Raw genomic sequence first — 12,934 nt, 5'->3', positions numbered from 1 at the left:
CTTATAAACGGATCAATAATCCTATTCCTGCTCCGAATAAAGGATTTCGGCGGACTTTGAAATCCCATTTCAACTGCTGGTAAAGCGGCTGGTTGAAGCTTCCGAAACCAAATAACCGGACTTTTCCGAAGGTATAATGAATTTCGGGTCTCAACCAAACATTCCATCCGAATGGACGAAATCTGGCAGAGCTTAAATCCGGGTGGAGCTGCTTGTTTGAAATCCATCCGTAGGCAAATTCAGTACCGCCTGATAAACGGAAATTGAATCGTTGACTAAGTGGAGTTGAAAAGGATAATCCCAATGGAAGAAGGATTGAATTTACCTGGTAACTAAGTGCCCCATTTTGTTTTCTGATAAAATAGGAAAATGAATCCAGAGGAGGAACACTGCCAACTCCTTCAATTGTTACAAAACTATCCCGACTGTATAAAGAACCAGTTTGCCTCACGTTGCTTGAGCGGAATCCAAGTCCTGCAATTGCATCAAAGCGATTACTTAATTTTCTGGTCACCTCGATTTTACCATAAAAGCTAGTCGTGTGAATTCGGGCAAATTCCCTTGGATTACCGGAAAAAGAAGTGGTATCGAAGTTCTCGGCCGCTCTTTTTTTCTCGTTTTCCCAACCGGTAACAATGGCTAAAGACCATTTTCCCGGAATCTTTTCAACTTTTGGCAAAGCAGGTGTCTCCGCAGTTTCAGTAATCTCATTACTTAAAGAATCTGCTTGAAGAGCTGTCGTTGTACTGTCCTGAACTTTCTCTTTTGAGGTGTCTTGTTTCGCGTTTTCTTCCGTTTGATCCTCTGTTTGTGCAAGAAGCTCGTCTGATCGAACAGGTATTTTTGTTTCTGCAGCAACAAGGATTTGCACATTCGACAAAACGGCTTTGGAATTTACCGCGGATGCGGAATTGCTTTTGGAATGGTTTACCGCTTTTGTTCCTCCGGAAGATCCGCTCTTAAAACGTTTTATTTTCTTGCTGGATTGTGATAAAGAACCTGTTTCTTGTTTTACAGTAAACTGGTGAGTTCGTCCGTTTTCTAAGTGGGTGGCCGGTTTATTGGATGTGTTAATCGGATTTTTCTCGTGGTGAGAAGATGAATTTTGAGATGTGACAGGTTTTTCTGCTGCCAGCTTTCCGGATATTGAACCGGTATACAGGAGCGCAGCCAAAGCTGTTCCGAAAAGGACCGGAAATAGAATGAATAAGAACCTTCGCTTCTTTTTGGAAGCAATGGCACGATCGATGTTTACTTTAACAATCGGGTCCGGAGTTAACTCGAACTCTTCAAATGTTGTTTGAAACAAGCGGTCTATTTCGTCAAGCTCTTTCATTTATTCTTTTTTTTTCCAGATTGATTTTAATCCAGCTTTTTGCTTTAGACAGTTGAGATTTTGAAGCTCCTTCTGTTATGTCAAGGTATTCTGCAATTTCTTTATGGGTAAGATTGTCCAAAACAAATAAATTAAACACCATTCTATAACCTGCGGGCATTTCCGTCAGCAGTTTGAGAAGTGAACTTTTCTCGTCTTTCATTTCATTCTCTTGCACAAATGATTCCTGCGGGGCTTCGAAAAAGTCATCATTTTCTTTCAAAACCATCCTTTTTTGGCTTTTCAAAAAATTGATTGCAGTTCGAATTGTAATTGTTTTGATCCATGGTCCCAATGGGAGTTGCGGATTCATTTTCCCGCGATTTTCATAGACTTTAATAAATGTTTCTTGCAGAATTTCCTGTGCATCATCTCTGCAATTCGCGTAACGCATACAAATACCAAACATAGAAGGGGCATATTTTTCGTATACCCAGTCAAAAGCTTTTTTATTTCCTTTGATAAATTCTTCTATGTTTTCCTCCATCCCGATTTTTCGGATTTTAACAGCAGTTATGTGATAATCTTCCTTCAAAGGTAAAGTAACTTTGGCAGAAGATCTTGCAATAAGTTTTGTTTAGCGCTCCAGCACCAAGTAAAATCCGCAGGCACCTTCCCCCGTTGATTTCTTATTTTCATCAATCAGCATCTGATTGCCGGAGATAACAAACTGTCCCAATTCATTGGCATCAATCACCAGGTAATTTTGAGAGGCGTTGGAAATTTCCTGGAAGCTGTACGTTCCCGCAGGCAAATAGTAATAAACGGAATTTCCAGTAGTATTATTAACTGTCAGAGTTCCATTTTGAGAATTGAATGTCCATTCGATTTCTCCCACCGGGTGGTTTTCATCAGCTCCTGCAATTCCTCCGTAAACTCTCACCACGCTCCATTTTCCATCAATGGTGCTTTTTGTTGAATGACCTTGTCTGTTGGTTACTTCTTTTTTGCAGGAAGTGAATAATAGAAGTACGAAAAGTACTGTGAACGAACTGTAAATTAACTTTTTCATGGTTTTCTTATTTTAGATTGTTTTATTAACTATTCTTGATAATTCTTCGGGTGTATTTATTTCCTTTATTATCCGTCATCTTAAGAAGATAAATACCGTTTTTCAGATCAGATGTATCGATCGTTTTGTCAACCGGAATATGCTCTTTATTTACACTGATTTTTTGTCCGGAAACGGAACTTATTTCCACCTCTTCGATAACAGCATCCGTTTGGATTTGAAGTTCCCGGTCGAAAGGATTCGGATAAACTGATAGGCTGCCCGTATCAGAGTGTTCGTCGATTCTCAATTGGGCGTCGACTGAAAAGAAGAGGCTGTCTGAATCTACTATTTCATCCATGGGTTGAATAATCAAATTAGCATGAAGTTCGTAATCACCTGGATTTAAATCGCCCAATGAAATAGTGTCAACATTGTGGCAGATGTAAGTTAACATTCCGGGTTCATGTTCCATGCTCACAGTTATTTGATCTCCCTGGATCGTTACGGAAGAATTTTGCATATCACAGCCACCTGTAGGGAATGTGCTGTAACAAATCAGTTTGATCTCATCACCGGTATTCGGGTTTTCAGGAATAAGTATCAGACTATCGATGGCGGGAATCTGTCCGAAAGTATTTTGACACACCAGAAAGGTGCTGAATGCCAGGAATTGTTTTAGTGTACTTGTGTTCATTTTTGTATTTTTGTTGATGAATTATCTAATGTGTTTCCTCTAATACAAAACTGAAAAAGCAAAGGTTGCCCGAAGGTGAATTTAAAAATGAGAATGTAAAATTGAAAGCCAGAGAAAGCTTGAAAATCTTTTCCGTTTTCACTTCCCTATTTTTAATTAAAAGGGGTGATTTTCCTGAAAATGAATGATAATCTACAATCTAAATGATTAATATTCAGTTTTATTTCAATTTCCCTTGTTATTAAAAAATAGAGTTTCTATCTTTGCACCCCCAAATTGGGGATATTGTCTTATTTAAAAATTAAAAGGTAGTGGATACTTTAAGTTACAAAACTGTCTCTGCTAACAAGGAAACCGCGAACAAAAAGTGGTTGTTAGTAGATGCTGAAGGCCATACAGTTGGTCGTTTAGCGAGTGAGGTAGCGAAGTTAGTACGTGGAAAACACAAGCCAAACTTCACACCACACGCTGACTGTGGAGATAACGTGATCGTTATCAACGCAGCGAAAGTGTCGTTCTCTGGTACAAAATTGGAGAACAAAGAATACGTTCGTTACACTGGATATCCGGGAGGACAACGTTCATTGACTGCGCAAGAATTATTGCAACGTAACCCTGAGCGTGTAATCGAAAAAGCAATTAAAGGAATGTTGCCAAAGAACACTTTGGGTCGTGACTTGTTTAGAAATGTGAAGGTTTTTGCCGGAACAGATCACAAACACGAAGCTCAAAACCCTGAGGCTATTAACTTAAAAGCTAAGAAATAAAGGATATGGAAGTAGTAAACGCATTAGGAAGAAGAAAAACTTCAGTTGCCCGTGTATACTTGATGAAAGGTACAGGCAAGATGACAATTAATAAACGTGATTACAAAGAGTTCTTTCCGGTAGCTATTTTGCAAGGGAAAGTTGAGCAGCCGTTCAACTTGACTGATACTTTAGGTCAGTATGACATTAAAGTAAATGTAGCTGGTGGTGGAATTAACGGACAAGCTGAGGCTATTCGTTTAGGAGTATCCCGTGCATTGGTAGAGGTTTCAGCAGATTTTAAAACGTTGTTGAAAGCAGAAGGTTTAATGACACGTGACCCAAGAATGGTTGAGCGTAAGAAACCGGGACAACCAAAAGCACGTAAGAAATTCCAGTTCTCTAAACGTTAATTTGAATTTTATTTTCTTTCAGTTGATGAAAGAAGGTTGTTTAGTATCCAAGCACAAAGTATTATCAGTCGGATGACTGACCCCTTTGTTTCGCTGATTACTAAGGAACGTAAACAATTAAAAAAAAAAGTATGTCTAAAGTAAATTTTGATAGTTTATTAGAAGCAGGTGTTCACTTCGGACACTTAAAAAGAAAATGGAACCCGGCAATGGCGCCGTATATCTTTGACGAGAAAAAAGGTATCCACATTATTGACCTTAATAAGACAATTGCACATCTTGATCAAGCTTGTGCGGCAATGAAACAAATTGCTAAGTCGGGTAAAAAAATTCTTTTCGTAGCTACTAAAAAACAAGCAAAAGAAATTATCACAGATCGTATTGCTTCGATCAACATGCCATATGTTACTGAACGTTGGTCTGGTGGTATGTTAACAAATTTCCAAACAACACGTAAGTCTATCCGTAAAATGGTGTCTATCGACAAAATGAAAACGGATGGTACTTGGGAGACTTTGAATAAGCGCGAGCGTTTATTCAAAACTCGTCAACGTGACAAACTGGAAAAAACATTCGGTTCAATTGCTGACATGACTCGTCAACCGGCAGCGATTTTCATCGTTGATATCTTGAAAGAGCATATCGCATTGGCTGAAGCAAAACGTTTGGGTATCCCAACATTTGCAATGGTAGATACGAATTCTGACCCTCGTTTGGTAGATTTCCCTATCCCTGCAAATGACGATGCTACAAAATCAATTGCAATTATCTTGGACGCAATTTGCGCATCAATCAAAGAAGGTTTGGATGATCGTAAAGCAACTGCAACGAAAGATAAGGACGAAGCTCCTGCTGCAACTGAAGAAGCTCCTGCGAAAGTAGAAGAAACAAAAGAATAATAAACAAAGACTTCAGACATAAGACAAGAGATTTTAGAGTCTCTTGTCTTTCGTCTTTTTGTCTAAAATCTATAAGAAAATGGCAATTACTGCGTCAGATGTAAACAAATTACGCCAGCAAACAGGTGCTGGTATGATGGACTGTAAAAATGCATTGGTAGAAGCAAACGGCGATTTCGAAGCTGCTGTAGATATCTTGCGTAAAAAAGGTCAAAAAGTTGCTGCGAAAAGAGGTGAGAACGAAGCTGCTGAAGGTTTGGTCTTTGCTCAAACAAGCGCAGACAACAAAGTGGGTGTATTGTTAACGTTGAACTGTGAAACAGACTTCGTTGCTAAAAACGATACTTACCGCAATTTCGTTCAATCTTTAGTTGATATCGCAATGAAAAACTTGCCTTCAACTTCTGAAGAATTGAAAGGATTGAAGTACGACGATAAATTAACTGTTGAGGAGAAAATTACTGAACAAGTTGGTGTTATCGGAGAAAAATTGGATTTGTCAGGATATGCTGTATTGAAAGGTGACACGGTTGTTGCTTACAATCACCCTGGAAACCAATTGGCTACTTTGGTTGCTTTGAATAAAAACGGAGAGGCTGTTGCTGAAGCTGGCCGTCAGGTAGCAATGCAAGTTGCTGCGATGAACCCAATCGCTTTGGATAAGGACGGAGTTGATGCACGTACAATTGAGCGCGAGATCGAAGTTGGTAAAGAGTTGGCAATCCAGGAAGGAAAACCGGCTGATATGGCTGAGAAAATCGCTCAGGGACGTTTGTCCAAGTTCTTCAAAGAAAACACTTTGTTGAGCCAGGAATTCATCCGCGACAATAAATTGACAGTTGAACAATTCTTGAATTCTACTGAGAATGGTTTGACAGTTACAGAATTCAAACGTTTCTCTTTGAGCTAATCAGAGAATTACAGATATTGAAATGAAAGCCCCGATTTTATCGGGGCTTTTTTTGTGGATTAATTTTTTGTAAGTTTGCCGCAATCAATCAAATAATACCAGCTATGAAAACAACTTTTTTACTATTATTTCTTTCTTTTTTTCAAATTATTGGAATCTCTATTGTCAATGGACAAACCCTAACACTTCAACCCGGTCCGGCTGATGGTATGGATACAAGGCTTTGCAGTGTTGCAGGTTATAGTTCTTCCAGTTCACCTGAATTACCCATTGCCGCGTGGACCTATCAGGGAACACCGGGTATCGATCACAGTTTTATTTACTTTGATCTATCAAGTATACCGGCAGGTTCTTCTGTTACAGACGCACAGCTATTTCTATACGGAGCAACAGATTTGGGATCAGGAGGTCATTCAACTTTAAGTGGAAGTAACGAATGGCTGATCCAGCGTGTTGTTTCTTCTTGGAATTTAAGTACAACATGGGCTACAAGTCCTACAGCGACAACTTCGAATCAAGTAAGTATGCCGGCATCTACAACCAGTGATCAGAATTTTCAGGCCAATGTTACGGACCTCGTTCAAGATATGGTTGATAACCCGCAAAGTAGCTTCGGATTCATGATGAAGTTGCAGACAGAAAGCCATTACAGACGACTTAATTTTGCGTCCCGGAATTATCCTACTGCTTCCAAACGACCGAAGTTGGTGATCACTTACACGTCTACAGCTGGAATTCAGGAAGAATATGAATCAGAGCTGTCAGTTTATCCTAATCCAACAGATAAAGGAGGAGTTTACATCCGGTCAAATAGCGATGATTCTAATTCAATGGTAGAATTATACTCATTGTTGGGAGAGAAAGTATACGAGGGGAATCTGTATGGAAAAGATACTTTTGTTGATTTGAGCTTTTTGGAGAAAGGAATTTATCACTTAAAAGTTTATACTAATAATAAAACAATCATTAAGAAAGTTGAAATATTGTAATTAGAATGAATTGACCATTTTGTATGGTTTTTCTACTTTTTTGGGGACGCGACGATTCGTGTCCCCTTTTATTTAAATTCACTTCCACATTCCAAACATTTGTAGACCGTTTTCCGGTAAACAGGGAAAATGAATAACAGAAATGACGCAATAGCTGAGATGACTGCTCCTAAACTACGCATTGATTTGTATCCTGATTCAATTCGGGTGGATTTGCATTCCGGACAAGCAATGACTTGTTCATCATCCGTTGTGTAAGGAGTTTGCTCCAGTTCGAATACGATGTTCTTTGCATGTGGCAGATCTTCTTCGTTGATCTTCAGTTTTATTCCACCAACCAGATTGGAATACAAAGGATTTACAGATACAATATTTTCATCGAACAGAAAACAGGTGATTCCTTCGCTTTCCAATTTAATTTTTAGAATATGCGCATCAATTGAATTGTCAAATGTTTTGAAAGTAATTAGTCCCATCAGAGATTTTTGTAATTAGTAATTCCCTTAACACCTTGCATCATTCCAAAAAGAATGGCTCCCCAAAATATAAACCCAATATTGGCAAGGGTCCCTATAATTCCACCAATAAACCACAAACTGCCAAAAATAATATCTCTTTGAGCTTTCTTTTTTAAAGTATATCCGACATAAAGTTTTCGGGCTTCTACAATCATTTGTATGGCTTTTGGTTCATCATACCCTTTTTTTAGCAATTTTCGGATAATGGATTTATCGTTGTATTCCTGCTGGAAATAATTGAATAGAAGATTTAACTCCGTTTCGTCAAGTGAACTCATTAAAGATGCCTGGTCAAGTATTAGGTTATTTTCCATGCGGGTAATTTTTCGAACAAAGTTAGTTTTTTTGCTTCAAAAGGTAATTTCAAACCGTCTCAATATCTAAAATATTCAATTAAAGCAACTATATTTGCGCAACTTCTTTCAATAATTATGAAATACCGTCGAATTCTGCTCAAATTAAGTGGTGAGTCCCTTATGGGAGACAAACAATTTGGAATTGATAACCAAAGACTTAGTGTTTACGCTAAGCAAATCAAGGAAATTCACGATATGGGAGCGGAAGTGGCAATCGTTATCGGCGGAGGAAACATTTTCCGCGGTGTTCAGGCTGAAGAAGGTGGAATGGACCGCACTCATGGAGATTATATGGGAATGTTGGCTACCATGATCAATTCCATGGCCCTTCAATCGGCATTGGAATCTGCAGGTCTTCAAACAAGACTTCAATCTGCAATTGAAATGAAGGAAATTTCCGAACCGTACGTAAGAAGGAGAGCTGTAAGACATTTGGAAAAAGGTCGTGTAGTGATCTTTGGAGCAGGAACCGGAAATCCTTATTTTACAACAGATTCGGCAGCATCTCTCAGAGCAATTGAAATCAATGCGGATGTAATCCTGAAAGGGACACGTGTGGATGGAATTTATACCGCAGATCCTGAAAAAGATCCGACTGCTACAAAGTTTGATGTGATTACTTTCGAAGATGCATACAGCAGAGGATTGAAAGTTATGGATATGACTGCGTTTACACTTTGTATGGAGAATGATTTACCGATTATTGTTTTCGATATGGATACACCGGGAAATCTGAAACGGTTAATGGAAGGTGAACAGGTAGGAACAATTGTTAAAAATTAAATAGCTAAGATTCAATTTAGATACATTATGACCGAAGAGTTAGAAATGATTTACGATGATTTGAAGTCATCAAATGCAAAAGCATTAGATCACTTGGAAAATGAATTGACGAAAGTAAGAGCAGGAAAAGCTACACCTTCCATGCTTTCCGGAGTATTGGTTGATTATTATGGCTCTCCAACTCCCATTCAACAAGTCGGAAATATCAATTCCATGGATGCGCGTACACTGACTGTCCAGGCTTTCGAAAAAGCGATGCTGAACGAAATTGCGAAGGGAATCATGAATGCCAATCTGGGTTTGAATCCGCAAAATAATGGTGAACAATTAATCATACAAATCCCACTTTTGACAGAAGACCGCAGACGCGATTTGGTAAAGAAAGCGAAAGCTGAAGGCGAACATGCGAAAGTTGGAATCAGAAACAACCGCAAGGATGCACTTGATATGGTTAAGGGCTTAAAAGCAGACGGTCTTTCGGAAGATATGACAAAGGATGCGGAGAATGAGATTCAAAATTTGACAAATACGTTTATCAAAAAAGTGGACGATTTGGTCGATTTGAAAGAAAAAGATATAATGACTATCTAAATGCGCATCGTTTTATTGATCTTTTCACTTTTCTTCTTTTTTTCCTGTGCGAAACAACGGGTAGTAAATCGTTTGGAAGGAAGATGGAAATACACAAAGATGTTGATGAACAATGGCGAATATATCGAGCATTCGGAAGTTTATGAATTTGAAGGGGGAGATAAGGATGATGAATCCGGTCTCCCTTTTGTGATCTATGGTCAGGATACTACGCAGTGGACCTACCAGGTCGTTAAAAAAAATGTAATCCGGATAAAAAACTCCGTCACAAATAGCGAAATTGATTGGTTAATTGAAGATATGGATAAGAATTCCTTGATTTTCCGGGTGGCTGAAGGAGTGGTATTTTTGGATAAAGAATAGACTTGAAAGTACGCTGGATCACTTATAAATAGAGGGCTGTTCGCAATATCGCGAATTCGCAACCAGAAGTTACAAATTCAACATATTTGCTGAAGAAACTTCCACCAATCCCAATCCTCCCGTATAATACAAATACCCTTTAATATTTGACATCCCAATTTCGTTTAAAACTGTCATATAACCTTGTACCTGTTTTTCGTGTTTGGCGCTTTTCTCACCTGTCTTAAAATCAATTACAACTGTTTGTTGATCTGAGACAATGAGTTTGTCGGGTCGTAATCTTGTTTTGGAATCGAAAATCAAGGTGCGCTCATTCAGATGTTTTCCTCCCTGAAATAATCCGACCAATAGATTGTTTTCAAAAGCTTCCTCTAAAAGCCGGATTAAAATCTCTTCAAAGTCCTGTTCTATTTCCCCTTTCAGAAGTCCGGTCCGCAAAGCTGAAAATGCAGTTTCACTGGAGTTTGATTTTTCCATGATGAAATGAAATTGCTTTCCGATTCGCTGAGCAGTTGTCAGGCTATCTTCTTCCTGTTCTTTTGTCGATTGGATACTGATTTCTGGAAACCACAGGAAGTTTTGGATGGATTGCGGACTATAGTTTGTAGAATGTTTCCTGAAAGGATGTTTGATCTCAGGAAATTCCCCGAATTTTAAATGAAGCATGTCTTCTTCGTAAGCATCGGGGAATAGATTTTTGAAGATCGTATTGAATTTTTCGTAGAAACTATTACGTGATCCCTTTAAATTGATGGCGTATAACCGGTCCTGGGGACGGGTGAAAGCTACATAAAGCAAGTTGATAGCATCCATTTTCTGAGCAGCATCTTCCTTATCGGCTTCAATTTGAATTGCCGGAATTGCGGTTTCAAATTTGCTCATTTTGGTTTCAATAACATGTTCATTGATTTCCATTAAATAGGAATCGTTGTTATTTCCTTCATTGAAAAAATTAAAAGAAGGGATAATCACGACAGGAAACTCCAATCCTTTCGATTTGTGCGCAGTCATGATTTGAATGGCTTGTTCATTTTCAGAAAGCTGGACGCTGAATTTGCCTTCGTTTTTTTCATAATAATTGATGAACTCCATTAAATCGGGACCGTTCGACATGTCAAATTGGTAAGCCAAGTCCAATAGCTGCTGCAAATAGGTGTTTTCAATAGGATCCAGTTCCACAAGCATCAGGAAATCAACAAGCAGGGAATAAATATTCTGAAAGCTGGCATCCAGGAAATCGGCATTCAGCCTGCTGTTTTCAAAAAAGAGCTGCTCCGAGAAATAAACAGTTTTATCAGCCTCATTGATGCGAAAGCAATTTCCATAGGTTTCAAATGCATCTCTTTTCTCCAGGATCTCAAAATAAAAATAAGCGAATTGCATGGCACGCTGATAATCAAAGCGATTGACCTTCCATTTGCAATAACAAATTGCAAGCTGAACAAACTGATCGCTGTTGACCAGCAATGAATCGGATGAAACAATTTGATAGCCTTTGGATTTTAAGAAGTTCGCATACTGATTGCAGTCGCGCTTTTTTCTTCCCAGAACGCAAATTTCATAAGGCTTATACCCATCTGCAATACATTGCTCCACCCAAAGCAGTAATTGATCATTGGTGAATTTAATTGTATCAATATTTTTTTGCGGATTCAGAATCATTTCTACATAGCCGCCTTTTTTTCCTTTGGGATTTTGTTTCAGGTGCTTGTAAAATTCCTGACCGTTTTCGGGCATAAATTGCAGTAGTTCTTCAAAGAACTGGTTGTTGAAGGCTACGATTTTTTCGGCTGACCTCCAATTGTCTTCCAGGCCTTGAACTGTTCCCATTGTTTGAAAAAAGAGTGAGCGCTGTGCAATGGACGGCTCTTCTTCCGGGTTGTAAATTGCCGGTAATGCGATAAATTGTTCGGCTACTCCGTTTTTGAAACGGTAAATGGATTGTTTGGGATCACCAACAATAAAGTTGAAATAATTGCCCCCCAGTGAATTATGAATCAAAGGAACAATGTTGAGCCATTGCAGGCGTGAAGTATCCTGGAATTCATCCAGAAAGAAATGATTGAATCGGGAACCCAGGCGTTCGTATATGAACGGAGCGTCTTCGTTTTGAACCAACTCGGCAACCAATTTATTAAATTCACTTACCCGGATAATGGATTCCTTGTTCCGGATCTCATCCATGCTAAGAGCCAGTTCTTTTAGAATTGCAAGCAAATGAAATTGCTGGATCTTAAAATCCAATTCGATCCAGTGAGCACTTTTCTCTGCAATAAACTCAAGGAATTTCAGGTAAGCACTTGAAAATGCCGTTTCTTTTCCTTCCTCGATGGTTTTTATGATATTCGCATGGTTCGCATCTGTCCGTTTGCTTTCTTTTAGGAAAAAGATCAGTTCGGGATTCAATTGCAGGTTGAAAATTATGGGTTTAAAAGTGGTCGATTTTCCGGCGAAAGCATTGGCATCAACTCCTGTATCCAAAAGTAATCTGTTCAAAGCATTCAGCCGAAGTGTTAATTCTTCCTTTTCGGCCTTGAACTGCAATTTCCAAAGATCCAGTTGTTCTTTTTTAAAATCTGTTTTTGAAAGTGTTTTAATGATCTGAAAATATCCTTCGTTTGTTAATACTTTGGCCTTCGTTAAAAGAATTTTTTTCAGGTTCCAGTCATTCTCTTCCTCGAGGTTTGATTTCGCAAAATTCAGTGCAAGCTGGTATAGCTTCGTTTGATTTTTTGCGTCAATATTGCTTAAAAGCTCATCGATCGCCTTCTCAAGGATCAATGTATCATCCAATGAAATCTCAAAATTTTCCGGCAAATCCAAATCTCTGGCAAAAGAACGGATTAGTTTCAGATTGAATTTGTCAATGGTCATCACATTGAAGTCTTCATATTGATGCAGGATTTTCCGAAGTACCAGGCGAGCCTTTTTTTGAGTTGCCTCCGGAGTTGTTCCCACAAAACCGGCAATTTCTTCCAAATACGATTTGGCCTCTTCTTTTCCATTAGCAAGCTTGTCCAAATCACTCATAATCCGCGACTTCATTTCAATGCTTGCCTTATTGGTGAAGGTCATTGCCATGATCTGGTTGATTTCTGCCCTGTTTTCATTTTCAGATAAGAGCAAACGCAGGTAATTACGCACCAGATTGTACGTTTTACCGCTTCCGGCAGAAGCGTTTACGATCAAAAAAGGCTTGCTTACATCCGAATTCATACCGATCAATCAATAATCTTTCGAAATTACCTAAAATCCTAGGTCTTTGTGGGTAGTTTTAGGATTTCTCTACATTTTATTTTAAAT

Annotated in this window: 15 protein-coding genes; 8 read left to right on the top strand and 7 right to left on the bottom strand. The window is 38.7% G+C overall.

Features of this window, described 5'->3' with window-relative positions; translation table 11 throughout:
- Nucleotide 1: 1 nt before the first annotated feature.
- From K0S23_RS17140 to K0S23_RS17125, 4 genes are all read right to left on the bottom strand, one after another.
- Entirely contained in the window at nucleotides 2-1,336 is a 1,335-nt protein-coding gene (locus tag K0S23_RS17140) for a hypothetical protein (protein WP_300359947.1), read from the bottom strand.
- A complete protein-coding gene (locus K0S23_RS17135) occupies nucleotides 1,323-1,862 on the bottom strand; it encodes a sigma-70 family RNA polymerase sigma factor (protein WP_300359946.1) in 540 nt (179 codons plus the stop codon). The genes K0S23_RS17140 and K0S23_RS17135 overlap by 14 nt, the downstream gene beginning before the upstream one ends.
- Before the next feature lie 90 nt (nucleotides 1,863-1,952).
- On the bottom strand, nucleotides 1,953-2,387 hold the full coding sequence (locus tag K0S23_RS17130; RefSeq protein WP_300359944.1) for a hypothetical protein: 435 nt from the start codon (nucleotides 2,385-2,387) through the stop codon (nucleotides 1,953-1,955).
- A 25-nt stretch (nucleotides 2,388-2,412) separates the two neighbouring features.
- On the bottom strand, nucleotides 2,413-3,063 hold the full coding sequence (locus K0S23_RS17125) for a T9SS type A sorting domain-containing protein (protein WP_300359942.1): 651 nt from the start codon (nucleotides 3,061-3,063) through the stop codon (nucleotides 2,413-2,415).
- A 311-nt stretch (nucleotides 3,064-3,374) separates the two neighbouring features.
- Here K0S23_RS17125 and rplM point away from each other — a divergent pair, with 311 nt between their 5' ends.
- The 5 genes from rplM (at nucleotide 3,375) to K0S23_RS17100 (ending at nucleotide 7,020) form a co-directional block, all read left to right on the top strand.
- Nucleotides 3,375-3,830, top strand: coding sequence for a 50S ribosomal protein L13 (rplM, locus tag K0S23_RS17120; protein ID WP_300359940.1), 456 nt, complete (start codon nucleotides 3,375-3,377; stop codon nucleotides 3,828-3,830).
- A gap of 5 nt (nucleotides 3,831-3,835) precedes the next feature.
- Nucleotides 3,836-4,222: a 30S ribosomal protein S9 gene (gene rpsI / locus K0S23_RS17115; protein WP_013687229.1), complete on the top strand. Its 387-nt coding sequence runs from the start codon at nucleotides 3,836-3,838 to the stop codon at nucleotides 4,220-4,222.
- A 131-nt stretch (nucleotides 4,223-4,353) separates the two neighbouring features.
- Nucleotides 4,354-5,121 carry a 30S ribosomal protein S2 gene (gene rpsB, locus K0S23_RS17110; protein WP_300359939.1) on the top strand — a complete coding sequence of 256 codons (768 nt, stop codon included), beginning with the start codon at nucleotides 4,354-4,356 and terminating at the stop codon, nucleotides 5,119-5,121.
- A gap of 79 nt (nucleotides 5,122-5,200) precedes the next feature.
- Nucleotides 5,201-6,031: a translation elongation factor Ts gene (gene tsf, locus K0S23_RS17105; protein ID WP_300359937.1), complete on the top strand. Its 831-nt coding sequence runs from the start codon at nucleotides 5,201-5,203 to the stop codon at nucleotides 6,029-6,031.
- Nucleotides 6,032-6,135: 104 nt separating this feature from the next.
- Nucleotides 6,136-7,020 (top strand): DNRLRE domain-containing protein, encoded by an 885-nt coding sequence (locus K0S23_RS17100; RefSeq protein WP_300359936.1) that lies wholly within the window; start codon nucleotides 6,136-6,138, stop codon nucleotides 7,018-7,020.
- A gap of 68 nt (nucleotides 7,021-7,088) precedes the next feature.
- Here K0S23_RS17100 and K0S23_RS17095 read toward each other — a convergent pair whose 3' ends face one another.
- Together K0S23_RS17095 and K0S23_RS17090 are read right to left on the bottom strand one after the other, a co-directional pair.
- Nucleotides 7,089-7,496: a DUF2007 domain-containing protein gene (locus K0S23_RS17095; RefSeq protein ID WP_300359934.1), complete on the bottom strand. Its 408-nt coding sequence runs from the start codon at nucleotides 7,494-7,496 to the stop codon at nucleotides 7,089-7,091.
- On the bottom strand, nucleotides 7,496-7,852 hold the full coding sequence (locus K0S23_RS17090; protein WP_300359933.1) for a hypothetical protein: 357 nt from the start codon (nucleotides 7,850-7,852) through the stop codon (nucleotides 7,496-7,498). The genes K0S23_RS17095 and K0S23_RS17090 overlap by 1 nt, the downstream gene beginning before the upstream one ends.
- A gap of 117 nt (nucleotides 7,853-7,969) precedes the next feature.
- Between K0S23_RS17090 and pyrH the strand changes: the two genes are divergently transcribed.
- Genes pyrH through K0S23_RS17075 form a run of 3 tightly spaced genes read left to right on the top strand, consistent with a single transcriptional unit; the run spans nucleotide 7,970 to nucleotide 9,631 of the window.
- On the top strand, nucleotides 7,970-8,677 hold the full coding sequence (gene pyrH / locus K0S23_RS17085; protein ID WP_300359932.1) for a UMP kinase: 708 nt from the start codon (nucleotides 7,970-7,972) through the stop codon (nucleotides 8,675-8,677).
- A 27-nt stretch (nucleotides 8,678-8,704) separates the two neighbouring features.
- Nucleotides 8,705-9,268 (top strand): ribosome recycling factor, encoded by a 564-nt coding sequence (gene frr / locus K0S23_RS17080; RefSeq protein ID WP_300359931.1) that lies wholly within the window; start codon nucleotides 8,705-8,707, stop codon nucleotides 9,266-9,268.
- A complete protein-coding gene (locus K0S23_RS17075) occupies nucleotides 9,269-9,631 on the top strand; it encodes a hypothetical protein (protein ID WP_300359930.1) in 363 nt (120 codons plus the stop codon).
- A 69-nt stretch (nucleotides 9,632-9,700) separates the two neighbouring features.
- On the opposite strand, the gene K0S23_RS17070 is transcribed toward K0S23_RS17075, so the two are convergent.
- Nucleotides 9,701-12,847 (bottom strand): exodeoxyribonuclease V subunit beta, encoded by a 3,147-nt coding sequence (locus K0S23_RS17070; protein ID WP_300359928.1) that lies wholly within the window; start codon nucleotides 12,845-12,847, stop codon nucleotides 9,701-9,703.
- Nucleotides 12,848-12,934: the final 87 nt, after the last annotated feature.

The organism is Fluviicola sp., from assembly GCF_029266855.1.
GTDB lineage: Bacteria > Bacteroidota > Bacteroidia > Flavobacteriales_D > Crocinitomicaceae > Fluviicola.
Note: the sequence above shows the minus strand (reverse complement) of the source record. Positions and strands in the feature narration are given on the sequence as shown.